Genomic DNA, 23,729 nt, shown 5'->3' with positions numbered 1-23,729 from the left:
GGGCGCTGAGCGGCCCCGGCGGGTGTGGCGCGCCTGCCGCCGAGGGTGTGAAACAATACGAGATCGCATGGATCCGAATCGCAAACGCGCGATCCGGCTGACGGTGGCGTTGACAGCGGCTCTGCTGCTGGCAAGCTCGCTGATCTACGTCAGCTTCAGCCTGGGTCGCGATGAACTCACCGCCTCGCAGCTCTTGCACAAGGCCAAGCCCGGCGGGCAGTACATACTCGCGGGAACCGTGGAGAACGGCTCCGTCAAGCACCTCGGGGCGATCCTCGAGTTCAGCGTGCTCTCCCCGAACCGCAGGGTGGCGGTGCCCGTCAGATATACGGGTGTGGTTCCCGATCCGTTCGCCCAGGGCCGGCCGGTGATGGTCGACGTGACCGATCAGGGTGGCACCTTCGTCGGTCAGCAGAACTCGCTGACCACCAAGTGCCCGTCCAAATACCAGGCTGCTTCCGGGGCGATCAAGGACACCGCCGGCATTCCCGCCGGGCCCGCCGTGACCAGCTGATGTCGGCGCTCGGACACGCGATCCTGCTGCTGGACGTGGCCGTCTGCGTCTACGGCATCTTCGCCTCGATCCACGGTGCGCGCAGCGGCCGGCAGGACTGGGCCGATTCGGGACGGCGCGCGGTGTACGCGCTGGCGGCGCTCAGCATCACCGCGTTCGCGTTGCTGGAGGTCGCCTTTCTGCGCGGTGACTTCAGCTTCAAGGTGGTCGCCGAAACATCGTCCACCACCACGCCGGTCTTCTACAAGCTGGCCGCTCCGTGGTCCTCTCAGCAGGGCTCGCTACTGCTCTGGGTGACGCTCTCCTCGAGCTGGTCGTCACTGGCCCTGTTTCTGACGCGGCGCCGGCTGCGCGACCTGGCGCCCTACGCAACGGCGGTGCTGCTCGGGCTCGACGGCTTCTTCGCGGGGCTCGCCACCTTCGCCGCCAACCCGTTCGCCACCACGCCGGCGGCGCTTACGCCCAGCAACGGCTCCGGTCTGGACCCGTTGCTGATGCACCCGAGCATGATGTTCCACCCGCCGATGCTCTACACCGGCTACACGCTGATGGCGGTCCCGTTCGCGTTTGCGATCGCCGCGTTGATCACCGGGAGGCTTGGCTCCGAGTGGATCCGTGAGACGCGGCGTTTTGCCCTGGCTGCCTGGCTGGCGCTCGGGGTCGGCATCATCCTCGGGGCGCGCTGGTCCTACACCGAGCTGGGCTGGGGCGGCTACTGGGGCTGGGATCCGGTCGAGAACGCCGCGCTGATGCCGTGGATCGTCAGCACCGCCTTCATCCACTCGATCCAGATCCAGGAGAAGCGCGGCATGCTCAAGGTCTGGAACGTGTCGCTGGTGCTGCTGTTCGGGACGCTGTCGATCTTCGGCACCTTCCTGGTTCGCTCCGGCGTGCTCGACTCGATCCACGCGTTTGGCCAGTCGACGCTCGGTGTGCCGTTCATCTTCCTGCTGGGGATCATGCTGTTCTCCTCGATCGGGCTCATCCTCTGGCGTCGTGATCGCCTTGCGACCGAGCACCGGATCGACTCGCTCGTATCACGCGAGGCGATGTTCCTGTTGCAGAACCTCGTGCTGGTTGCGCTCACGTTCGTGATCTTCTGGGTCACGATGTTCCCGCTGATCTCGGAGGCGATCACAGGCACCAAGGTGTCGGTCGGGCCGCCCGCGTTCACGCCGTTCGTGGTCCCGCTGGCGCTGGTGCTGGTGCTGCTCACCGGCGTCGGCCCGCTGATCGCCTGGCGTCGCGCCACGGTCGCGAACCTGCGCCGGCAGTTCACCTACCCGGTGGCATTCGGCGTGCTGGTGACCGTGCTCGTGCTGGTGCTGACCGACGCGGGCCGCAAGCCGTTTGCGGTCGCCATGTTCGGGCTCGGCGCGTTCGTCGTCGGCACGGTCGTGCAGGAGTTCTACCGTGGCGCCGGTGCCAGGCGTGCGATGACGCACGACCCCTGGCCTGTCGCGGTGCTGGCGTTGGTGCGGCGCAACCGCCGGCGCTACGGCGGCTACCTCGCGCACTTCGGCTTTGCGGTGATGCTGATCGGGATCGCCGGCTCCTCATCGTTTGAGCACACGCGCCAGGCCACGCTGGTTCCGGGCCAGAGCGTCACCGACGGCGGCTACAGCTTCCGCTACGTGCGCCAGACCGTGGGGATCAGCTCCGAGCGGCTGTCGTTCGGCGCGATCATCAACGTCACCAAGGACGGTGCGCAGGTCGTGCGCCTGCACACGATGCAGAGCTACTACCCGTCATCGGACACCGCCGACGGCTTCATCGGCCGCTTCTTCGCCGCCGGCAACGCCGACAGCACGATCGGCCTGGACGCAGGGCCGCTGCGCGACATCTGGACGGTGGCCGCCGCCAACCTCACACCGCTGATGCCGTTGATCAACCGTGGTGACACGCTGTTCACCAACGAGTACAACGCGATCGTCACGCAGGTGCGCAAGCTGCCGCTGCGCGAGCAGAGCAGTGCCCTGAACGCCGATCTCAACAAGATTGGCTTTTGGACCGCCAGGGACGCTGCGGTCCAGGGCATCGCGCTCCAGTACCTGCATCACAACTACCCGGTCGTCTTCCAGCTCATCGTCTCGCCGTTGGTCTCCTGGCTGTGGCTGGGGGCGGCGATCATCTTCTTTGGCGGGTTCATCTCGTTCCTGCCGCCCGCACTGTTCGCTCGCCGCCGGGTCAGGGCGGCCGAGCGCCCACGCGTGGCCGTGAGCGAGCTCGCTTAGCGAGCCTGGTGGGCGGCCGTGGCGTACGTGATCTTTGTCGTGCTCCTGGTCGGCGTGGTATGGCTTGTGAGCGCACCGCTCCGCCAACGCGCCTCGGCGGGCCAGGCGCACGAGCAGGTCAGCCGCGTGTCGCTGCGCCGCAGCGACCTTGAGGCCGCGCGCGACGCCAAGTACCGCGAGATCCGGGATGCCGAGCTTGACCATCAGACGGGCAAGCTCTCCGACGCCGACTATGCCTCGATCGACACGACGCTGCGGGCCGAGGCACTTGAGCTGCTGCATGAGCTCGACGCGCTCGAGGATCAGGACCCGCCGGTCGATCGCCCGTAGGCAGGGCAACTGCGCTACCATCACCGACGGCTATGACGTTCGTGTTAGACGTGGTCCAGGTCTTCATCAGCATCATGTTGGTCTTCCTGGTCCTGATGCACTCAGGCCGTGACGCGGGCCTGTCGGGCTTCGGCATGGGCAGCGGCGGCGGGGCTGGGCCGTTCGGCGGCGGCGGCGGTGGCTCACTGGTGGAGCGCAACCTGAACCGCTGGACGATCCTCTTCGCACTGCTGTTCGTGATCAACACGATCGTGCTGATCAAGATCAGCTGAGCCCCGCGACCCGCGCCGGTTCAGTCCATATTCACCGCGATGTACTTCGTCGCGAGGTACTCAGCGATGCCCTCGTGGCCACCCTCGCGCCCGAAGCCGGACTGCTTGACGCCGCCGAACGGCGCGGCGGCGTTGGAGACGATCCCCTGGTTGAGGCCGATCATGCCTGTCTCGAGCGCCTCGGCGACGCGCAGGGCACGCTTCAGGTTGGCCGTGAACATGTAGGCCACGAGCCCGTACTCGGTGCTGTTGGCGGCCGTGACCGCCTGCTCCTCGCTCGAGAACGAGATCACTGGCGCGACCGGGCCGAAGATCTCCTCGGTCAGCAGCCGCGCGTGGTCGCTCACGTCGCCCAGCACGGTCGGCTCGAAGAAGTACCCAGGGCGCTCGAGCGGGCTGCCTCCGGTGAGCGGCTTGGCGCCACGGTCGATCGCGTCTGAGACGAGCTCCGCGACCTTGTCTCGCTGCTTTGCGTCGATCATCGGGCCAAGGTCGACCCCGGGGTCGGTGCCGCGACCCACGCGCATCGCCCCCAGTCGCTTGGCGAGCCGCGCCGCGAACTCAGCGGCGACCGATTCGTGGACATGGAAGCGGTTTGCCGCGGTACACGCTTCGCCGCCGTTACGCATCTTCGCGAGCACGGCGCCCTCGACCGCGGCGTCCAGGTCCGCGTCCTCAAAGACCAGGAACGGCGCGTTGCCGCCAAGCTCCATCGACAGCCGCAGCAGTGTCTTGGACGCCTGCGACATCAACAGACGTCCGACCTCGGTGGAGCCGGTGAACGAAAGCTTGCGCAGGCGCTGATCGTCGAGCAGCGGCTCGGTTGTCGCGCCTGCCCGGGTCGAGGTGACGACGTTGACGACGCCCTTGGGCAGGCCGCACTCCTCGAGAATGGCGGCGAACGCCAGCGTCGAGAGCGGGGTCTGCTGGGCCGGCTTGATGATCACCGTGCAGCCGGCCGCCAGGGCCGGGCCCGCCTTGCGTGTGCCCATCGCCAGCGGGAAGTTCCAGGGGGTGATGAGCAGGCACGGACCGACAGGCTGCCTGGTTGTGAGGATGCGCCCGCTGCCGGTGGGAGAGACCGAATAGCGGCCCTCGATTCGCACCGCCTCCTCGGAGAACCAGCGCAGAAACTCGGCGGCATACAGCACCTCGGAGCGTGATTCCGCGACCGGCTTGCCCATCTCCAGGGTCATCAGCAGGGCCAGGTCATCGACCCTCGCGACGATCGTCTCGAAGGCCCGGCGCAGGATCTCTCCGCGTTCGCGCGGGGGAAAGGCGGCCCACTCGGGTGCGGCCGTGGTGGCGGCATCGAGCGCCGCGACCGCGTCCGCAGGCGAGGCGTCAGCGACCTCCGTGAGCGTGTCCCCGGTGGCCGGGTCTTCGACCGCGAAAGTTCCGTGCTCACCATCTTGCCAATTTCCGCCGATAAGGAGCTGGTGTGGGATAGATTCGAGAACGCGACGTTCGTCGCTGTCAAGGGTTGTGCTCATGACTAGAACGTACAGCTTTGCGCGTGCTGGCAGCATGCGCCTATTTGCCGCCGCGGCTGTGGCGGCAGCGCTCGCGGGTTGCGGTGCCAGCACGTCCGGGGCCGGCGGCTCAACGAGCACAGCCGGCTCTGGCGCGGCGGCGCCAGGACCACAGGCGCCGGGTACGAGCACGTCGGGCGCAGGCGCCGGGACCATCGCTGCCAACGCGCCCGCGCCTGCGCACGTGAACAACAGCCTCATCCACCAGTCGGCGGCACCGCCGGTCACGCAGGCGGGGTTGCAGCTCGGCCACGCGAACGCCCCGAGCGTCAGCGGCGGCTCGTCGGGCACGGTCGCGGCGGGAGACGGCGCCGGCGTATCCGAGCCGGGCTCCAAGGCCACCAACGCCAAGGGCAAGGACACCGACGCTCGTGGCCCTGACGGCGATGATGATTCGGCCGCGGACAGGGGCACACGGTCGGCTGCGACCACGACCAGCACCCAAAGCACGACCAACACCCCCAGGACGACCAGCACCCCCAGGACGACCAGTACGACGCCGACCCGGCTCAAGGTCAACACCACCGCATCCGGCCCGCGTGTCGTGGTCAAGGTGAAGACGGTGTTCCGTGACGTGATCGTGCACGTGCCGTCACGCCCGAGCGGGCCCTTGACCGCCTTCCGGCCGTCGCTTAACCCGATGCTTCAGCAGACCCAGTTTGTGGTGGCGGGCGGCAACGTCGGCTGCTCGCTGTCTGGCGGCGCTCTGCGCTGCACGGTCAAGCGGCGTGTCTGGACGGGGCCATCACAACCCGTCTCCTGCAAGAGCGGGTGGGGGAACACGATCTTGCTGCCCACCCGTGGCGCAGCCCACTTCACCTGCGGTCGCGCAAGCGCGATCTCCAACCGGGCCAAGCTCATCCCCAACGGCTGGGATGATCAGCTGGGGCGCTTCACCTGTCAGGTGCGAAGCATTGGCGTCTACTGCTACTCACCATCAGACCATGGCCTGATGATCAGTCGCAGCGGCTTTGCGACCTACTGAGAGACAGGCCCGCACAGGCCTGGCGTCGGGGCTGCCGGTCCGCTGACCGGCAGCCCCGCTATGCGTCGCCGTGGGAAGCTTCGGTCAGGCTCCCGCTGTGACCGTGGCGGGCTCGAGTGCGACCGCGAGCACCTCTTCCACCGTCATCGCGAAGTGGAAGCGCATCGCGTCACGGACCTCCTGGGGGACCTCCTCGATGTCGCCACGGTTGCGCTCGGGCAGGATCACGTCGGTCAACCCCGCTGCGTGCGCGGCGAGCACCTTCTGCTTGACGCCGCCGATCGGCAGCACGCGACCCTGCAGCGTCACCTCGCCGGTCATGCCGACGGTGTGGCGCACCGGCCGGTCGGTCAGCAGCGAGGTCAGCGCCGTGACCATCGTCACGCCCGCGCTCGGCCCGTCCTTGGGGATCGCGCCGGCCGGGACGTGGACGTGGAAGGCGCGCTCGTCAAAGCGGCTGCGGTCAATCTGCAGCTCGTCCGCATGGCCGCGCACGTATGAGAGGGCGATCTGGGCAGATTCCTTCATCACGTCGCCGAGCTGGCCGGTCAGGGTCAGCCCGGGTGTGCCCGGCATCGTCGTTGCCTCGACGAACAGCACGTCGCCACCTGCGCCGGTGACTGCAAGGCCCGTGGCCACCCCCGGAACGGCGGTCCGCACGGCCGACTCCTGGAAGTAGCGCTGGCGGCCGAGCGCGTCGCGCACGGCTTCGATGTCGATTGTGATCGACGGGCCGGGCTCGGCAGCGGCCGCGACGCGCGTTGCGGTCTTGCGCAGCAGTGTCCCGATCTCCCGCTCGAGGTTGCGCACGCCGGCCTCGCGGGTGTACTCGGTCACGATCGTACGCAGCAGCTCGTCGCTGATCTCGACCTCGCCGGGCCGCAGCCCGTTGCGCTCCAGCTGCCTGGGCCAGAGGTAGCCGCGGGCGATCGCGAGCTTCTCCGAGGTGGTGTAGCCGTCAAAGCGGATGACCTCCATGCGGTCCAGCAGCGGTCCGGGGATCGTGTCGGCCACGTTGGCGGTGGCGATGAACATGACCCCACTCAGATCCAGCTCGACGTCCAGGTAGTGGTCGCGGAAGCTGTGGTTCTGGGCCGGGTCAAGCACCTCGAGCAGGGCTGAGCTCGGGTCGCCGCGCCAGTCTGCACCGACCTTGTCCACCTCGTCGAGCATGATCACCGGGTTCATCGTGCCGGCGTCGCGCAGCGCGCGCACCAGGCGTCCCGGCAGCGCGCCTATGTAGGTGCGGCGGTGGCCGCGGATCTCGGCCTCGTCACGGACGCCGCCGAGCGCGATGCGGATGAACTTGCGCCCGGTTGCGCGCGCGATCGACTCCCCGATCGAGGTCTTGCCGGTGCCGGGCGGGCCGATCAGCGTCAGGATCGCGCCCGAGCGCGGGTCCTCCTCGATGCCGCGCTCCTGGCGCAGCTTCTTGACCGCGATGTATTCCACGATCCGGTCCTTGACGTCTTCGAGTCCCGCGTGGTCTGCGTCCAGCACCTCACGGGCGTGCTCGGGCTCCAGACGCTCCTTTGAGCGTTCGCCCCACGGCACGGCCAGCAACCAGTCGAGGTAGGTGCGGATCATGCTCGACTCGCCGGACTGCTCGCCGACGCGCTCGAGTCGGCCGAGCTCGCGCTGGGCCTGGTTACGAACCTCCTCGGGCAGATCCAGCTCGGCGATCTTGGTGCGGTACTCCTCGAGCACGGAGGCGTCGTCCTCGCCCAGTTCGCGACGGATCGAGTCCATCTGCTTACGCAGGAAGTACTCCCGCTGCTGCTTATCGGCTCCGGACTCGACGTCGTCACGGATGCGCTTGCGGATCTGCAGCTCAGCCAGCCGCTCGCGCTGGTAGGCGAGCGCCAGCTCAAGGCGTGCACGAACGTCAAGCTGCTGGAGCAGTTCGATGCGCTGCTCGTAGTTGAGGTCGGGCGAGTAGCCGGTCGAGTCGGCCAGTGCTCCCGGCTCGCTGATGCTGCGCAGGAACGATTTGATCCGGCTGTCCGCGCCCAGCAGATCGAGGATCTCCTCAACGACCGCGCGGTACTCGCGCTCGAGGTCGCGCAGCTCACGGCTCGGCACCTCACCGGTGGGGTCCGGGCGCTCCTCGACGTCGACATAGAGCCGCCCACCGGGTTCGGTGATCGCGGCGCCCGCGACGCCACGGTGAAGGCCCTCGACGACGACGGCGCGCGCGCCGCCCGGCAGGCGCACGGAGTCGCTCACGGTGGCCACCGTGCCGACCGCGGCGAACTCGTTCTCGTGGCGCGGCACGAGCAGGACACGCTCCTCGTCGGCGGTGTCGACTGCGAGCGTCACTGACATCCCCGGGAAGACGACGGCGTCATCGAGGGGCACAAGCAGAAGTCGGGTCATCAGCGGTTCACTTTCAAAAAAGGCTTACCAAAAGTAAGTTGAGTCTAGCACTGGGCGGCAGAATCCTCCCCGGATCTCAGTCACCGACACTGAGATTATCGCATGCCGACGGGCACCTCTTGATTTGGCGCGGCGCTCTGGGACAATGTTGGCGATGGTTCGAGCCAGAGCCGAGGTTGTGCCGAGCGACGTTCTCGCCGCCGAGGAGTTCGTCGTTCCAGCTCCAGACCCGGGCCTGACGCCGGAGCGCCTGGAGCTCCCGACCGATCTGGTCGGCGACGAGCCACGCGACGTGCTCGCGGCTGAGGAGTTCGCCATGCCCGCTCCGGACGAGGCGCGCGTGCGCCTCATGTCAGGCGCCACGCGGTCGCTGCCGGGAGCGCGTCTTGCGACCCTGGTTGTTGGCCTCGCCGTCGGCCTGTGGTGGGGATGGCGCAGACGACGGCGTCGGAGCCCGCGCGGCTGAGTGCGCCGCTCAGCGGCGCTTGCGCGGTGGCAGCAGGTCGGTGATTGACCCGTCCTGGAGCTCCGCAGCGAAGGCGATCGACTCTGAGAGCGTCGGGTGTGGGTGGATCGCCAGCGCGATGTCCTGGGCGTTCAGCCCCGCCTCCAGGGCCAGCACGGTCTCGGCGATTAGGTCGCCGGCACCAACACCGACGATGCCGGCTCCGAGCAGCCGTTGATCGACCGGATCGAAGAGCAGCTTGGTGAGACCCTCCGGCCGCCCGAGCCCGAGCGCGCGTCCGGATGCCGACCACGGGAAGACTGCCTTCTCGTAGACGGTGCCCTGTGCGCGTGCGTCGTTCTCGGTCAGACCCATCCACGCGACCTCGGGGTCGGTGTAGGCGACGGAGGGGACGGTCAGGGCGTCAAACTGTGCGCCCGCCACACCGGCGATCACCTCGGCCGCCGCCTTCGCCTCGTGGGTCGCCTTGTGCGCGAGCATCGGCCCGCCGACGATGTCGCCGATCGCGTAGATGCCATCGACGTTGGTGCGCTGGCTGCGATCCACATGGATGAAGCCGCGCTCGTCGACCGCGACGCCGGCGCGCTCGGCGCCCAGCAGCTGGCCGTTCGGGCGACGGCCCACGGCCACCAGGATGCGGTCGAAGGTGCGCTCCTCGCCGCGTGAGAAGGAGACCTTCAAGCCCGCCTTGGTCGCCTTCACCGCGGTCACCTCGGTCTGGAGCAGGATCGCGGCGTAGCGGCCCGAGATCCGCCTGTGCAGCGGCTTCACCAGGTCCGCGTCGGCGCCCGGGATCAGCTGGTCGAGCTTCTCCACGACCGTCACCTCGGTGCCGAGCGCGTCGTAGACGGTGGCCATCTCCAGGCCGATGATGCCGCCGCCGAGGACGAGCATCCGCTTCGGGATGTCGGTGGGGGAGAGCGCATCGGTGGAGTCGATGATGCGCGGGTCATCAGGCAGGAAAGGCAGCTTGATCGGGCTCGAGCCGGCGGCGATTATGCAGCTGTCGAAGCGCAGCTCGCGGCCGTCGACAGCGACGCTTTTGGGGCCTGTGAAGGTGGCCACGCCGGTGATCACCTCAACCTTGCGCTGCTTGGCAAGCGCCGCCAGGCCTCCGGTGAGCTTGTCCACAACATCCTGCTTCCAGCCGATCAGGCGCTTGAGGTCGATCTGCGGCGCTGCGTAGGTGATCCCGTGCGCTGACATCTCCTCGCTCTCGGCGATCACGCGCGCCGCGTGCAGGAGCGCCTTGGAGGGGATGCAGCCGACGTTCAGGCACACGCCACCGAGCGTCTGATGGCGTTCCACCAGTGTCACCCGCAGGCCGAGGTCAGCCGCCCGGAAGGCGGCGGTGTAGCCGCCGGGACCGGCGCCGATCACGACCACGTGCGCGGGCTCGCCGGTCGCGGGGGTGGCGGTGCTCGCGGCGCGGGCGCCCTGCGCTGGCGCGGGCGGTGAGCTGGGCGGCTCGGGAGCAGGCGCGAGGGGGGGCTCGGAGCTCGCTGCGGGGCTCACGGCGGCTGTCTCGGTGCTTTCCAGATCAAGGATCACGCTCCCCTGCGAGACCTTGTCTCCGACCGCGACGCGTAGCGCCTTGACGACGCCCGCCAGCGGCGCTGGCACGTCCATCGTCGCCTTGTCGGACTCGAGCGTGACCAGTGGGTCCTCGGGTGAGACCGTGTCGCCGGGCGCGACCAGGACCTCTATCACCGGCACATCGGCGAAGTCGCCGATGTCGGGCACCGTGATCTCTGTGAGGCTCACAGCAGCGCCCTGCGCAGATCAGCGAGCACGCGGGCGAGGTGCACGACGAAGCGTGCGGCGCTCGCGCCGTCGATCACCCGATGGTCGTAGGAGAGCGAGAGCGGCAGCATCAGCCTTGGTTGGAAGCTGGCGTTGCGCTCATCCCACACCGGCTTGATCGCGGCGCGTGTGACGCCCAGGATGGCGACCTCAGGCGCGTTGATGATCGGCGTAAACGATGTGCCGCCGATGCCGCCCAGCGAGGAGATTGTGAACGTGCCACCGTTCATGTCGGCGGGCCCGAGCTTGCCTTCACGGGCACGCCGGGAGAGCTCGGTCAGCTCGGAGGCGATCTCCACAAGGCCCTTGCGGTCGGCGTCCTTGATCACCGGGACAACCAGCCCGTCGGGCGTGTCGGCCGCGAAGCCGATGTTGTAGTAGCGGCGCAGGACCAGCTCATCGCCGTCCAGCGCCGCGTTGAAGGTCGGAAACTCGTGCAGCGTCGCCACGCAGGCGGCGATCAGGAAGGTGACCATCGTGAACTTGACGCCGGCGCGCTCGTGCTCTGCGTTGAGCTGTTTGCGCCAGGCCTCGAGCTCGGTGATGTCGGCCTCGTCGTTCTGGGTCACGTGCGGGATCAACACCCAGTTACGCGCCAGGTTCGGCGCCGAGATCTTCTGGATGCGGCTGCGCGCCACGCGCTGCACCGGACCGAACTTCTCGTAGTCCACCACCGGCCATGGCGCCAGGCCAAGCGCGCTGCCGTTGGTTGGCACTGGCGTTGCGCTGGGGCCGCCGGCGCTCGCGGCGCGCACATCGGCCGGGAGCAGCCGACCCTTGCGGCCACTGCCGCTCAGGCCGTGCAGGTCGACTCCCAGCTCGCGCGCCAGGCGCCGCACCGACGGGCTGGCGTAGACACCGCTGTGGTTGCCGTCCTGCCCGTCAGCTGGGGCAGTTGGGGTGCTCGTCGGGGGCGCTGCTGTCGCTGCCGGCGGCGCTGTCGCTGCTGGCGGCGCTGGCTCGGCCGGCTCCGGTTCCGGTGCGCCCACCGCGTCGGTGGGCGCTGCGGTCTCCAGGTCGAGGATGTGCGTGCCCTCGGAGACCTTGTCGCCGACCTTCACGTGCAGCGCTTTGACGACGCCCGCGGCCGGCGCGGGGACGTCCATGGTCGCCTTGTCTGACTCGAGCGTGACCAGCGGATCCTCGGCGGCGACCGTGTCGCCTGGCGCGACCAGCACCTCGATCACCGGGACATCGGCGAAGTCGCCGATGTCGGGGACGGCCACCTCCAAAAGCGCTGCCACGGCCGTCATACGGTGGTCGGCATCGGTGCCGCGGGGTCGATTTCGTAGCGTTTGATCGCATCCGCCACGGTCTTTGCCGGCACCGTGCCCGCGTCGGCGAGTGCCTTCAGCGCGGCGACGGCGACATGATGGCGGTCTACCTCGAAGAAGCGCCGCAGCGCCCGTCGGTAATCGCTGCGGCCGAAGCCGTCGGTGCCGAGCACACGGTAGATCCGCGCCCGCTCACCGGTCGCTGACCCGTCCACCCAGCCCCGGATCTGGTCGGCGTAGGCGCGGACGTAGTCGGTTGATGCGATGACCGGCCCCTGGCGCTTTGACAGCTGCTCGGTGACGTAGGCGACCCGCGGCCGCTTGGCCAGCGGGTTCAGCGTGTTGAAGCGCTCGGTCTCGATGCCGTCGCGGCGCAGCTGCGTGAAGGAGGTCACGCTCCAGACGTCTGCGAGCACGCCGAAGTCCTCGCTCAGCAGATCGGCGGCGGCCAGCACCTCGCGCAGAATCGTGCCCGAGCCGAGCAGCTGCACTCGCGGTTTGCGGGCGCGGGCGCCGCCGGCGTCGCGCAGCAGGTACATCCCTTTGAGGATCCCCTCCTGTGCGCCCGGCGGCATCGCCGGGTGCTGGTAGTTCTCGTTCATCAGCGTCAGGTAGTAGAAGATGTCCTCCTGCTCGCTGACCATCCTGCGCAGGCCGTCCTGGATGATCGTCGCCACCTCGTAGCCGTAGGTCGGGTCATACGCCTGCACGGTCGGCACCACCGAGAACAGCAGGTGGCTGTGGCCGTCTTCGTGCTGCAGGCCCTCGCCGTTGAGCGTCGTGCGCCCGGCCGTGCCGCCGAGCAGGAAGCCGCGCGAGCGGCTGTCGGCAGCCGCCCAGACGAGGTCGCCGACACGCTGATAGCCGAACATCGAGTAGTAGATGTAGAACGGGATCATCTGCTCGTTGTGCGTGCTGTAGGAGGTTGCCGCAGCGATGAACGACGACAGCGATCCGGCCTCGGTGATCCCCTCCTCGAGGATCTGCCCGGCCCGGTCCTCGCGGTAGTACATGAGCTGGGCGGCATCCTCGGGCTGGTAGAGCTGGCCGACCGGCGAGTAGACGCCGAGCTGCCTGAAGAGGCCCTCCATGCCGAACGTCCGCGACTCGTCGGGGACGATCGGCACGATGTGCTTGCCCAGTTGCTTGTCGCGCAAAAGCGTCGCCAGCACTCGGACAAAGGCCATCGTGGTCGAGATCTCACGCTCACCGGTGCCGTCGAGCTGCGCTTGGAAGGCCGACAGCTCAGGCACCGCAAGCGGCGCGGCGCTACGCCGGCGGGCGGGCAACGACCCACCGAGCGCGGCGCGGCGCTCGCGCAGGTAGACCATCTCCGGGGCGTCGTCCGGCGGACGGTAGTAGGCGGCCGCGTGCACCTGCTCATCGGTCAGCGGCAGCTCGAAGCGGTCGCGGAAGGCCAGCAGCGCAGCGCCCGCCATGTGCTTTGCCTGGTGCGCGACGTTCTGACCCTCGCCGGAGACACCCATTCCGTAGCCCTTGATCGTCTTGGCCAGGATCACGGTCGGGCGTCCGCGCTCGCGCACGGCTGCCGCGTAGGCCGAGTAGACCTTCTGCGCGTCCAGGCCGCCACGGTTGAGCGCCCAGATCTCGTCGTCTGACATGTGCGCGACGCGCTCGAGCAGCACCGGGTCCTTGCCGAAGAAGTGCTCGCGCACGTAGGCGCCGTCGCGTGACTTGTAGGTCTGGTACTCGCCATCCACCGACTCGGTCATCACGTGCACCAGGCGTCCGTCGTAGTCGGCCTCGAGCAGCGGGTCCCAGCGGGAGCCCCAGATTACCTTGATCACGTTCCAACCGGCGCCGCGGAAATCGGACTCCAGCTCCTGGATGATCTTGCCGTTGCCGCGCACCGGCCCGTCCAGGCGCTGCAGGTTGCAGTTGACCACCCAGATCAGGTTGTCCAGCTGTTCGCGGCCGGCCAGGCCGATCGCGCCCATCGTCTCCGGCTCGTCCATCTCGCCGTCACCGAGGAACGCCCAGACCTTGCGGGCGCTGGTGTCGAGCACCGCGCGGTTGGTCAGATACTTCATGAAGCGCGCCTGGTAGATCGAGGTGATCGCACCGATGCCAAGCGACACCGTGGGGAACTGCCAGAAGTCGGGCATCAGCCACGGGTGCGGGTAGGAGGAGAGGCCCTTGCCGCCGACCTCCTGGCGGAAGTGGTCAAGCTGCTCCTCGGTCAGGCGGCCCTCGAGAAAGGCGCGGGCGTAGTTGCCGGGGGAGGAGTGACCCTGGAAGTAGACGAGGTCGCCGCCGTGCTGCTCCGACGGGGCGTGCCAGAAATGGTTGAAGCCGACCTCGTAGAGGTCGGCGAGCGACTGGTAGGAGGCGATGTGCCCGCCCAGCTCGGAGGACTCCTTGTTGGCGCGCACGACCATCGCCATCGCGTTCCAGCGGATGATCGACCGCAGCCGGCGCTCGACCTGCGGGTCGCCGGGCATCGGCTCGTCAAGCGACGCCGGAATCGTGTTCACATAGGGGGTGTTGAGCGACCCGATCGGGCCGCTGCCGGCGTGCTGCGCACGCTCAACCACCCGCCCGAGCAGCTCCCGTGCGCGTCCGACGCCATCGTGCTCGACGACCGCGTCGAGCGCCTCGAGCCATTCGCTGGTCTCTGTTGGGTCAACATCTACATCGCCGCTCTCTGGCGGTGGGAGGATCTCTGTCATCGCTGGCTCACGCTGGCTGGTCGGGTCACAAGGCTCTACTGGGACTATAAACCCCAGGCTTTTGACCGGTCGACGACACAAGCCCGCGTCGGGTAGGGTGCGCGCATGACGCTCACGCTCGTCCAGGAAGCGCTCGGGCCGCCATGGCAGCAGCCGCTGCGCGGCAGCCTCGACCAGCTCGTGGTCGAATCTGAGATCCTCGCCTCAAACCCGCTCGGTGATCCCGCGCGGCGGCCGCTGTACGTCTACCGCTCGCCGGGCGTGCGCGACGGCGTCGCCACTCACGTGCCGAGCGTCTATGTGCTGCAGGGCTTCCCCGGCCAGCTCGACATGTGGCTTTCCAGGTCGGCGTTTGAGCCCACGCGCCTGGAGCGCCTGGACGCGATGTTCGCGGGTGAGCGGCCGCCTGTGAGTGACGCGGTGATCGTGTTCGTGGACGCCTGGACATCGTTGGGCGGCTCCCAGTTTGTGAACTCGAGCGCGATCGGGGACTACAGCGACTACATCTGCGACGAGGTCGTGCCGTTCATCGACGCAAACTACCCGACCGTCGCGGATCCGCAGCGCCGCGGTGTTGCCGGCAAGTCATCCGGCGGCTACGGCGCCATGGTGCTTGCGATGCGTCGCCCGGACGTGTTCGGCGCGCTGGTCTCGCACTCAGGCGACGCGCTCTTTGAAGCCTGCTATCTGGCTGACGTCCATAACGCGGCGCGGGCGCTGCGCGACCACTTCGACGGCTCCCTGGAGACGTTCTGGCAGCGCTTCGCGGCGCGCGAGCGTTTTGACTTCGCGCGCTTCGGCGCGGTGATCAACGTCCACGCGATGGCCTGCGCCTACTCGCCCGACCCCGAGCACCCGACACGCCCGCTGTTGCCGTTCGAGCTCGCAAGCGGCCGGCTGATCCCCGAGGTCTGGGAGCGCTGGCTCGAGCACGACCCGGTGCGCATGGTCCCAGGCCACGCACAGGCACTTGCGGGCATGCGCCACATCCACATCGAGGCCGGCCGCGCGGATGAGTTCTTCCTCGACCTCGGCGCGCAGGCGGTCTCACACGAGCTCGAGCGGGCGGGGGTCAAGCACACCTTCGAGCTCTTCGATGGCACGCACGGCGGCCTCACCTACCGCTACGCGCCCGCGATCCGTGACCTGCTGGACGCCCTTTGAGCCGCGCGCAGGACAACGACCTGGCCTTCGCCGGCCCGCTCGAGCTGGCGCGAATGGTTCGCTCGCGCGAACTCAGCGCCCGCGAGCTGGTGGAGCTCTTCCTGGCGCGGATCGACCGTCTGAACCCGCGGCTGAACGCTTTTCGCGAGGTGCTTGATGACCTGGCGCTGAGCACCGCCGCGCAGATCGACGCGGGCGCGCCCGAGGCTGGCGGACCGCTCGCCGGCGTCCCACTTGCGATCAAGGACGACATGCCGCTTGCGGGCCACGCGATGACCCGCGGCTCGCGCTCGCCGAGCCCGCCGCAGGGCGCCGATGCCGAGGCGCTGCGCCGCCTGCGTCAGGCCGGGGCGATCCCGGTCGGGATAACCCGGGTGCCGGAGCTGATGCTGATGCCCTGGACGGCCAGCAGCGCAGGTGGCGTGACCCGCAACCCGTGGAACCCGGAGCGCACGCCGGGCGGCTCCTCCGGGGGCTCGGGCGCCGCCGTGGCGGCGGCCCTGGTGCCCGCTGCGGGCGGATCTGACGGCGGCGGTTCGCTGCGGATCCCAGCGGCCTGCTGCGGCCTGGTGGGGCTGAAGCCCACGCGCGGCCGCGTCTCCGCGCAGCCCCTCGGCGACGGCTGGCTGGGACTCTCCACCTACGGTGCGCTGGCGCGCACGGTCGCTGACAGCGCCCTCCTGCTCGATGCGATGCAGGGCTCGACGGCCGCGGACCGCTACACGCTCGCACCGCCAAACGGCAGCTTCCTCGACGCCGCCCGGACACCGCCCGCTCGCCCGCTGCGGGTCGCGATCTCCAAAGCCCTGCCGCCAGGCGTCATCGCGCGGCTCTCAGCTGACCAGCGCCGTGCCTTCGACCAGACCGCAAGGCTGCTCGAGGAGCTCGGCCATCATGTCAGCGAGCGCGACCCGCACTACGGGGCGGTTTCGCTGCACTTCACGCAGAGCTACCTGCGCGGCGCCGCCGACGAGTTCGCGACGCTCGCCCAACCGGAGCTCGCCGAGCGCTCGACCAGACAGTTGGCGGCGCTCGGCCGCCGGCTCGTGCCCGAGCGCCGGCGCGAACGGTTGCTGGCCGCCCGGCCGCGGGTCACCGTCCGCATCGCCGCACTCTGGGAGGAGTACGACGTGCTGCTGACGCCGGGGCTGGCCAGCACGGCGATCGCCGCCGAGGGCGCCTACGGCAGGAGCGGCCTCCAGGCGCTGCTGGTCGCCAGCCGCTTCATGCCGTGGTTTCCAGCCTTCAACCTGACCGGCCAGCCAGCCATCTCGCTGCCCGCCGGCTTCGGCTCAGACGGGCTGCCGCTGAGCGTGCAGCTGGTCGGGCGCCACGGTGACGAGCTGACGCTGTACTCCCTGGCCGGGCAGATCGAGGCGGCCAGGCCCTGGGCCGCGGACCGCCCGCCGCTGGCCGTCCTTTGAGCGCGCCTGCTCGGTGCACCTGGCCAGCGGGCCAGGTGCACCGCGTGAGAGCTACTCAGGCCGAGCGGTAGCCGCTGCGCGCAAACGACCCGATCGGCGCGGGGGCGACGGTCGCGCGGACCTCGACCTGGACGTGGGGCTCGACCGTGGGCTTGCGCGAGTTGGGCGCCTCCCCCCAGCGCACGGTGAGCTCGGTGCCGGGCTCCGCGTGCTCGCGGGCAACGGTCGCCAGGGACACGAAGGCGCGCTCGTTGTAGAGGTAGCCGCAGTCGAAGGAGAGGCCGACGAGCTCGCCGTCGGCGTGCACCGCGTCGGTCTGGAAGAGCGCGTAGCGCGCCTTTGGCCACTCCATGTATTTGGCCGCCTCGCCCGAGCCCAGCTGGCTACCGAAGATGTTGGCGACATCGTCCTCGTGCCAGATCAGCGTGACCTTGCGGCGCGGCGGATCGACGGCGATCTGCTCGAGTGCGGCGCGGCCCGGGAACTCGTGGTCGAAGGCGACGATGGCGCCGTAGCCGAGGTCGTAGGGGGTGGTGTAGTAGTCGGTGATGTCCTCGGAGTTGAATGATCCGCCGAGCGAGCCGGCGCGCGCCGCGCTGCGCCAGCGCCGGAAGGCCTCCATGCCGGCGCCTGTGAAGATCGCCGGCGGGGGTGAGGGCACCCAGGCGGACTCCAGGTTTGCGGTCGAGTAGGCGCGCGACCCGGCCGGCAGCAGCCCGTGCTCGGAACCGGCGGCGAGCAGCGCCTCACGGACAGCCTCCGCGTCCTGCCAGGGGCCGAAGAGCTCAAAGCCCGGCTGCCCGGCCATGCCGTGGCGCAGCGCGCGCACGCGCGCGCCGGCGAGCGTGAACTCGGTCATGTGGAAGAACTTCACCTCGGGCGCCGGCGCCCCGGTCGCGCGCTCGATCACCGCCAGCGCCCTTGGCCCCTGGATCTCGTAGCGGTAGAGCTTCGGCGGACCCTGACGGTCAAAGGAGTTCTCGTCGCGCTCGATCTGCACGTTGTAGCCGCCGGTGAGCGCGTTGTAGTGCACCCAGTCGACGACCGTCGGGTGGGCGCCGACGAAGTCCAGCTCGTTCTCCGCCAGGTAGAAGAGGATGCCGTCGCCGATCAGGAACCCGTCCGGGTTGGTGCACACCAGCTGCTTGGCTACGCCCGGCACGAAGCGTGAGAAGTTATTGACGCCCAGCGCCGCGAACAGACGCAGCGCGTCGGGGCCGCTGACGAAGAGATCAGCCATGTGGTGGGACTGGTCAAGCAACGCGGCGCTCTCGCGCCAGGCACGCTGCTCCGAGCGCCAGTTGCTGAACTCCGGCTTGACCGGAAAGGTGTGCGGCAGCGCGGGGTGGTTGCGCAAAAACGGGACTGCGCCTCCAGCCTGCTGGATCGCGTCCTCGAGGCTCTGCTCGGTCATCTCTCTCCTTCTGGTTGCCGACTTCGGGGATGTTCGCCGGTCAGGGCAATGCTCGCGGGGGACGTCGCAGAAGAAAAGAGCCAGTTCGTTGTGAGCTTCATGAGCGATACTCATGAGATGCTCAACCTGCGCCAGGTCGAGGCGTTCGTGGCCGCCGCGGACGGCGGCTCCATGACCGCCGGTGCGCAGCGGCTGATGGTCTCGCAGTCGGCGGTCTCGCTCGCCGTGGCCGGACTGGAGGATGCGCTCGGCGCGGACCTCTTCCTGCGCCACAGGGGGCGTGGCCTGGAGCTGACCGCCGCCGGCCGCGAGCTGCTGCTCGAGGCCAGAAACCTGCTGGCCGACGCGGAGGCGCTGCGCGCGCGTGCCGACGCGATCGGGCGGGGGCTTCAGGGCCGGCTGACAGTGGGCTGCTTCGGGACGGGCGCGCCGCTGGTGTTGCCGGCGCTGATGGAGACCTTCGAGCGCCGGCACCCGGGCGTGACGCTCGACTTCGTCGAGGGCTCAACCGAGGTGCTCGAGGCGGCGCTGCTTGAGGGCCGCTGCGAGGTCGCGCTGATGTACGACATCGGCCTGCACGTGGCGCTGCGCACCGAGGTGCTCCACAGCGCGGTGCCATATGCGCTCTTCGCGCCGGAGCATCCGCTCGCAGCTCACGCGGAGGTGACGCTCGCCGAGCTCGCCCAACACGACTTTGTGGCACTCGACGTGGCGCCGGTGCACGAGCACCAGCTCGGGCTCTTTGCGCACGCGGGCGTGGTGCCGCGAATCCGTTACCAGACATCCAGCTACGAGCTGGTGCGCTCGCTGGTGGCGCGCAACCTCGGCTTCACGCTGCTGATCAGCCGTCCCTACGGAGATGTCAGCTACGAGGGCAGGCCGCTGGTCGCGGTGCCGCTGGCCGGTCAGGTCAAGCCTGTCGACGTCGTCCTCGCGCGCGCGCCCGGCGTACGGCCAACGCTGCGTGCCCGCGCGTTTGCCGCGCACGTCCGGGAGCTGTTGCCGCAGCTGCCGGCGGGTGTGAGCGGCGGCGGCCCGCTGGGCTCGGTCGCGGCGTCAGTGGCGCCGCGACCGTGAAAGGCGCGCCGCCTCGCGCAGCGCGCGTCCGGTCTCGGTCGCCAGCCCACGGCCGGTGAGCAGCATCGCCGAGACGCCCCAGAACAGGATCACCGCGTCGATGCTCTTGCGCCCGGCGTTGTCCCAGTAGTCGTCGGCCAGATCGAACCAGAGCGCGAACTCATCCAGCGTCAGCGCGGTCGCGAGCCCGGCGGTGAGCGCCGCGGCACGCGAGCCGGCCCGCCGGTGCGGGTCGGTGCCGATCGCGACCTGCCAGGTCCACAGGTAGCCGAGCGCGATCTGGCCGACGATCCCGGGCGTGGAGTGGTGCAGGTGGCGCCCGCCGGCAGTCAGGTTGCGAAACGGCCCGCGCTGTGCGCGGATCGCGTGCGTGACCAGCCGGCAGCCCGCGAACCCGACGGTGAAGCCGGCGGCGTGCAGGAAGGCACGCTCGCGCCGAGGGTCGGCGAAGTGCCGGCGGTAGGCATCGCGCAGGGCGAAGCGCTCCAGACGGAGCTCGTGGCGCTGCTCGGGAGTGGGCGGGGCGTCCACCAGCGCCAGGTTACGAGGCGGAGCGGCGCCTGTGTGTGCGTGCCTGCCCGGTCGCGCGACGGCGGGCGGGCGGGCGGTGCTGCGCGGCGGGGGCACGCCTGAAGCCGCCCGCGCCGACGCTCGGCCTGGAGCCGGGCAGCCCGTGGTCGATCCCCAGCTCGTCGGCGATCTGGCTCACCTCTCGGTGCTGGTCGGGTGCGACCAGCGTGATCCCGATGCCGCTCGCGCCGGCGCGGGCGGTGCGACCGATCCGGTGCACATAGGTCTCGGAGTCGTGCGGCGGATCGAAGTTGATCACGTGCGAGATGCCGCCGACATCGATCCCGCGTGCGGCCACGTCGGTTGCGACCAGCGTGTCCACGTCGTAGGCCTGAAAGCGTGCGAGCGCGCGTTCGCGCTGAGCCTGGGTCTTGTTGCCGTGCATCGCGACCGCGGCGATGCCGCTACCGGAGAGCTTCTTGACGAGCTTGTCGGCACCGTGCTTGGTGCGCACGAAGACGAGCGCCAGGTCGCGCTCGTCGCCGAGCTGCTCCACCAGCACGTCCAGCCGCGACTCGTGTGTGACCGGGACAAAGCGGTGCTCGACCATCTCGGCGGCACGTCGCTGCGACGGGCCGTGCTCGTGGAAGGTCGCCTCGTGCGTGTAGCGGCGCGCCACCTTGCCGGCATCACCGTCGAGCGTGGCGGAGAAGAAGAGCGTCTGGCGGTTTGCCGGGCAGAGCGCCACGATCCGGTCAAGCGCCGGCCGGAAGCCCATGTCGAGCATGCGGTCGGCCTCGTCGATCACGAGCGTGCGCACATGATCAAGCGTGAAGGCACGACGCTCAAGCTGGTCCTCGAGGCGCCCGGGCGTGGCCACGATGATGTGTGCGCGGGCCGCTGCCTGCGCCTGCTTGAGCAGGCCGACGCCGCCGTAGACGGCGGCGATCCGCAGCGCTCGGGCCTGGGCCGGGGCACGCAGCTCCTCAACGATCTGCGTGGCCAGCTCACGCGTCGGCGCGAGCACCAGGGCCGCCGGGCGCCGCGCGTCGGCGGCGGTGCGGTCGATCATCGGCACGCCGAAGGCGAGCGTCTTGCCTGAGCCGGTGGGGGAGCGGGCGAGCACGTCACGACCGGCGAGGACGTCGCTCATCACATCCCGCTGGATGGCGAACGGTTCGCTGATGCCGCGCGCGGCGAGCGCCGCGACCACGGCTTTGGACACGCCGAGATCGGCGAAAGACTGGTTGGACATATGTTCTCCTTGGCGGTGCCGCATGGGACCGCGGACGATTCGGGAGGCTTATTGGCTTACCCGAACCGCGCGTTGCGCGTCCACTGAAAGCAACTGCCTCACGGCCGGCGGCGCCGGTCGTTCTGCGAGACGGTAGCAGCCGCCCGCCAGGCCGGTCAGGCGGGGTACTGTTGGCGCGTGTACCTGCCCAGGCATATGCGTGCCGACGAAGCGCAGACGGCCGAGCTGCTTGCGGATGTGCGCGCGGCGCACCTGGTGAGCGCGACGGCGTCCGGGCCGTGGGCGACGTTCATGCCGATGGTCCACGCGCCGTCGCCCGACGGGCTCGGCAGCCTGCTCGGTCATGTGGCACGCCGCAACGAGCACTGGCGGCTTGCGCCGCTCGGCGAGTCGCTGGTCATCCTGCAGGGGCCCGACGCCTACCTCACGCCCAACTGGTATGCCTCAAAGCGCGAGCACGGCCGGGTGGTCCCGACCTGGGCCTACGTGAGCGCGCATGTCTACGGCGAGCTTGTGATCCACGATGACCCCGACTGGCTGGGCCGGGTGGTGCGGTTGCTGACCGACAAGTACGAGGCCACACAGCCAAGCCCCTGGGCGGTGGATGACGCGCCGGCGCCCTACATCGCTGCGCAGCTGCGGGCGATCGTCGGCGTCGAGCTGGTGATCAGCCGCATCGAGGCCAAGGCGAAACTCGAGCAGGGCGAGCCCGCAGCCGACATCGACGGGATCGTGGACGGCCTCGAGCAGGCGGGTGAGCATGCGCTCGCGCAGGCCGTGAGTCGTGCTCGGCCCGGCAGCCCTACTCGTGGTCGTGGCCGCGAACCGTCTTCCAGCTCTGCCATGCGATCCGCAGGATGACCAGCGAGATTGCCAGGCCGATGAGCGGGTCCGCGATGGGTGCGCCGATGGCCACGACGATGGCCGACGCGATCACCGCCAGCGACACGTAGGCGTCGCCCGCCGCGTGATTGCCGTCCGCGATCAGGGCGGGGCTGTCCAGGCGGTGCCCCGCGCGCCTGCGAACCCGCGCCGCCAGAAAGTTGCCCAAATAGCCGATCGCACCGGCGCCGGCCAGCGCCCAGAGATGCGTCGGTGGGGACTCGTGGATGAGCCGCTGGACAGCCTCGACACCCGCGACACAGGCGCTGAAGAAGATGGCGGCCACAACGAACAGGCCCGCCACCCGCTCTGCACGCTCCGAGCGCAGCAGGAAGGCGGTGCCGAGGGGGATCGCCGTCAGCGCGTCACCGTAGTTGTGAATGAGATCCGCGAGCAGCGCAACCGAGCCCGACAGAACGAAGATGACCGTCTGCGCGGCTGCGGCCAGGCCGAGCAGCAGCAGGGAGATGAGCACCGCTCGAACGCCCTCGCGGGAGCGCTTGATGGACTCATGCACCAGACCGTGAGAGTGTTCGTGACCGTCGTGGCGGTGAGTGTGATCCGCTGCCAGCGGCGGCTCCTGTACGGGTCTTGAGCTCATGCCGACGTCCTCGGGATAGCGCCATTGCGCGTGCTGCGGCTGTGGCCCAGACGCAGGTGCTCCACGTGACCGATGGCCTGCTGCAGGAGGTCGCCAACGTGGTCGTCGTAGAGGTCGTAGATGATCTGGCGACCCTCGCGCCTGCCCGTGACCAGCCCGAGGTGGCGCAGCAGACGAAGCTGGTGTGAGACCGCTGATGGCTCCATGCCAACGGCGGCGGCCAGCTCGTTGACCGATAGGGGGCCGGCGTTCAGCTGCCCGAGGATGCGCAGGCGGCTCGGGGTCGAGAGCGCCTGCATCGTCTCCGCGACCGACTGCGCGAAGTCGGGGTCGAGCCCCGCTGGATCGATCCGGTGGTCGATGTAGCCCATGCAAGTGAGAATACCTGATGAGCTGTTCAGATGAGCGGCCTGTGCCGAACTGGGCGCGTGGGCGGGGGACGGTCAATACGGCTCGCCAGCGAGCCTGAGACCCCAGCAACGACGGGGCGTTCGGACTTGCCACCGAACTTGCCACCGCCACCATAGCCCTGGCAAGATTCGAACTTGCGTCTCGCCGGTTATGAGCCGGGTGCTCTGACCGCTGAGCTACAGGGCCGCCGCCAGCAAGGTACCGCAGCGGCGCACACGTCAGCATCCGGCCGTATTATTGGTTCGCATGCACTTGCTGATCGCATCAGGTTTCCTCGATCTCGGCCAGGCGCCGAGCGCGTTTGGCGTTTCGCTGGCGCTGATCCTCACCTTCGTCCTGGCGATCGGCGGTCTCGTCAACTTCCTGGTCTGGTACATCGTCAACCAGGTGCTGATGGAGCGCCGACAGAACCAGCAGCGCATGCGCGAGTACGATGCTCGCCATAACTCCTGACCGCGTGCGTCACGCGACTGTTAACGCTCTGTAGGGAAAAGCAGCAGGAACGGCAGCGTGAC

Annotated in this window: 21 protein-coding genes and 1 tRNA gene; 11 read left to right on the top strand and 11 right to left on the bottom strand. The window is 69.2% G+C overall.

The window, feature by feature from the left end:
- Positions 1 to 67 precede the first annotated feature (67 nt).
- The 4 genes from M3M54_RS05105 to secG are packed head-to-tail and all read left to right on the top strand — an operon-like array spanning position 68 to position 3,350.
- The gene (locus M3M54_RS05105; protein WP_249021108.1) at positions 68 to 514 is read left to right on the top strand and encodes a cytochrome c maturation protein CcmE; all 447 of its coding nucleotides are present in this window, start codon (positions 68 to 70) and stop codon (positions 512 to 514) included.
- Positions 514 to 2,748 (top strand): heme lyase CcmF/NrfE family subunit, encoded by a 2,235-nt coding sequence (locus M3M54_RS05100; RefSeq protein ID WP_249021107.1) that lies wholly within the window; start codon positions 514 to 516, stop codon positions 2,746 to 2,748. The genes M3M54_RS05105 and M3M54_RS05100 overlap by 1 nt, the downstream gene beginning before the upstream one ends.
- 18 nt (positions 2,749 to 2,766) lie before the next feature.
- Entirely contained in the window at positions 2,767 to 3,078 is a 312-nt protein-coding gene (locus M3M54_RS05095) for a hypothetical protein (RefSeq protein ID WP_249021106.1), read from the top strand.
- 32 nt (positions 3,079 to 3,110) lie between these two features.
- Positions 3,111 to 3,350 carry a preprotein translocase subunit SecG gene (gene secG, locus M3M54_RS05090; RefSeq protein WP_249021105.1) on the top strand — a complete coding sequence of 80 codons (240 nt, stop codon included), beginning with the start codon at positions 3,111 to 3,113 and terminating at the stop codon, positions 3,348 to 3,350.
- Positions 3,351 to 3,370: 20 nt separating this feature from the next.
- Here secG and M3M54_RS05085 read toward each other — a convergent pair whose 3' ends face one another.
- Entirely contained in the window at positions 3,371 to 4,843 is a 1,473-nt protein-coding gene (locus M3M54_RS05085; RefSeq protein WP_249021104.1) for an NAD-dependent succinate-semialdehyde dehydrogenase, read from the bottom strand.
- Here M3M54_RS05085 and M3M54_RS05080 point away from each other — a divergent pair.
- Positions 4,842 to 5,867, top strand: coding sequence for a hypothetical protein (locus M3M54_RS05080; RefSeq protein ID WP_249021103.1), 1,026 nt, complete (start codon positions 4,842 to 4,844; stop codon positions 5,865 to 5,867). The genes M3M54_RS05085 and M3M54_RS05080 overlap by 2 nt on opposite strands.
- Before the next feature lie 84 nt (positions 5,868 to 5,951).
- Here M3M54_RS05080 and lon read toward each other — a convergent pair whose 3' ends face one another.
- Positions 5,952 to 8,243 (bottom strand): endopeptidase La, encoded by a 2,292-nt coding sequence (gene lon / locus M3M54_RS05075; RefSeq protein WP_249021102.1) that lies wholly within the window; start codon positions 8,241 to 8,243, stop codon positions 5,952 to 5,954.
- Positions 8,244 to 8,397: 154 nt separating this feature from the next.
- Between lon and M3M54_RS05070 the strand changes: the two genes are divergently transcribed.
- Positions 8,398 to 8,709, top strand: coding sequence for a hypothetical protein (locus M3M54_RS05070; protein WP_249021101.1), 312 nt, complete (start codon positions 8,398 to 8,400; stop codon positions 8,707 to 8,709).
- A gap of 9 nt (positions 8,710 to 8,718) precedes the next feature.
- Here the strand turns inward: M3M54_RS05070 and lpdA are convergent, their stop codons facing one another.
- The 3 genes from lpdA to aceE are packed head-to-tail and all read right to left on the bottom strand — an operon-like array spanning position 8,719 to position 14,476.
- Entirely contained in the window at positions 8,719 to 10,473 is a 1,755-nt protein-coding gene (gene lpdA, locus M3M54_RS05065) for a dihydrolipoyl dehydrogenase (protein ID WP_249021100.1), read from the bottom strand.
- Complete coding sequence (aceF, locus tag M3M54_RS05060) at positions 10,470 to 11,765, bottom strand: dihydrolipoyllysine-residue acetyltransferase (RefSeq protein ID WP_249021099.1); 1,296 nt, start codon at positions 11,763 to 11,765, stop codon at positions 10,470 to 10,472. The genes lpdA and aceF overlap by 4 nt, the downstream gene beginning before the upstream one ends.
- Entirely contained in the window at positions 11,762 to 14,476 is a 2,715-nt protein-coding gene (gene aceE, locus M3M54_RS05055) for a pyruvate dehydrogenase (acetyl-transferring), homodimeric type (RefSeq protein ID WP_249021098.1), read from the bottom strand. Before aceE ends, aceF begins: the two co-directional genes overlap by 4 nt.
- A gap of 105 nt (positions 14,477 to 14,581) precedes the next feature.
- Here aceE and M3M54_RS05050 point away from each other — a divergent pair, with 105 nt between their 5' ends.
- Together M3M54_RS05050 and M3M54_RS05045 are read left to right on the top strand one after the other, a co-directional pair.
- Positions 14,582 to 15,640, top strand: a complete 1,059-nt coding sequence (locus M3M54_RS05050) for an alpha/beta hydrolase family protein (RefSeq protein WP_249021097.1) — start codon at positions 14,582 to 14,584, stop codon at positions 15,638 to 15,640.
- Complete coding sequence (locus M3M54_RS05045) at positions 15,637 to 17,064, top strand: amidase family protein (protein ID WP_249021096.1); 1,428 nt, start codon at positions 15,637 to 15,639, stop codon at positions 17,062 to 17,064. Before M3M54_RS05050 ends, M3M54_RS05045 begins: the two co-directional genes overlap by 4 nt.
- Positions 17,065 to 17,119: 55 nt before the next feature.
- On the opposite strand, the gene M3M54_RS05040 is transcribed toward M3M54_RS05045, so the two are convergent.
- Complete coding sequence (locus M3M54_RS05040; protein WP_249021095.1) at positions 17,120 to 18,478, bottom strand: hypothetical protein; 1,359 nt, start codon at positions 18,476 to 18,478, stop codon at positions 17,120 to 17,122.
- A 99-nt stretch (positions 18,479 to 18,577) separates the two neighbouring features.
- Here M3M54_RS05040 and M3M54_RS05035 point away from each other — a divergent pair, with 99 nt between their 5' ends.
- Positions 18,578 to 19,555, top strand: a complete 978-nt coding sequence (locus M3M54_RS05035) for a LysR family transcriptional regulator (RefSeq protein ID WP_249021094.1) — start codon at positions 18,578 to 18,580, stop codon at positions 19,553 to 19,555.
- On the opposite strand, the gene M3M54_RS05030 is transcribed toward M3M54_RS05035, so the two are convergent.
- Together M3M54_RS05030 and M3M54_RS05025 are read right to left on the bottom strand one after the other, a co-directional pair.
- On the bottom strand, positions 19,535 to 20,086 hold the full coding sequence (locus M3M54_RS05030) for a hypothetical protein (protein WP_249021093.1): 552 nt from the start codon (positions 20,084 to 20,086) through the stop codon (positions 19,535 to 19,537). The two genes, M3M54_RS05035 and M3M54_RS05030, sit on opposite strands and share 21 nt — an antisense overlap.
- 10 nt (positions 20,087 to 20,096) lie before the next feature.
- A complete protein-coding gene (locus M3M54_RS05025) occupies positions 20,097 to 21,320 on the bottom strand; it encodes a DEAD/DEAH box helicase (protein ID WP_249021092.1) in 1,224 nt (407 codons plus the stop codon).
- A 195-nt stretch (positions 21,321 to 21,515) separates the two neighbouring features.
- On the opposite strand from M3M54_RS05025, the gene M3M54_RS05020 reads away from it, so the two are divergent.
- Positions 21,516 to 22,181, top strand: coding sequence for an FMN-binding negative transcriptional regulator (locus M3M54_RS05020; protein ID WP_249021091.1), 666 nt, complete (start codon positions 21,516 to 21,518; stop codon positions 22,179 to 22,181).
- Here the strand turns inward: M3M54_RS05020 and M3M54_RS05015 are convergent.
- The 3 genes from M3M54_RS05015 to M3M54_RS05005 all read right to left on the bottom strand — a co-directional run bounded on the left by M3M54_RS05015 (position 22,123) and on the right by M3M54_RS05005 (position 23,400).
- Positions 22,123 to 22,803, bottom strand: coding sequence for a cation diffusion facilitator family transporter (locus M3M54_RS05015; RefSeq protein WP_249021090.1), 681 nt, complete (start codon positions 22,801 to 22,803; stop codon positions 22,123 to 22,125). The genes M3M54_RS05020 and M3M54_RS05015 overlap by 59 nt on opposite strands.
- Positions 22,800 to 23,174, bottom strand: coding sequence for a metalloregulator ArsR/SmtB family transcription factor (locus tag M3M54_RS05010; protein WP_249021089.1), 375 nt, complete (start codon positions 23,172 to 23,174; stop codon positions 22,800 to 22,802). Before M3M54_RS05010 ends, M3M54_RS05015 begins: the two co-directional genes overlap by 4 nt.
- A gap of 153 nt (positions 23,175 to 23,327) precedes the next feature.
- Positions 23,328 to 23,400 (bottom strand) — tRNA-Ile (locus M3M54_RS05005).
- A 60-nt stretch (positions 23,401 to 23,460) separates the two neighbouring features.
- Here M3M54_RS05005 and M3M54_RS05000 point away from each other — a divergent pair.
- Positions 23,461 to 23,667, top strand: a complete 207-nt coding sequence (locus M3M54_RS05000; protein WP_249021088.1) for a hypothetical protein — start codon at positions 23,461 to 23,463, stop codon at positions 23,665 to 23,667.
- Positions 23,668 to 23,729: the final 62 nt, after the last annotated feature.

The organism is Conexibacter sp. S30A1 (assembly GCF_023330665.1).
GTDB lineage: Bacteria > Actinomycetota > Thermoleophilia > Solirubrobacterales > Solirubrobacteraceae > Palsa-465.
The sequence above is the reverse complement of the archived record's forward strand: the minus strand, read 5'-3'. Positions and strand labels throughout refer to the sequence as shown.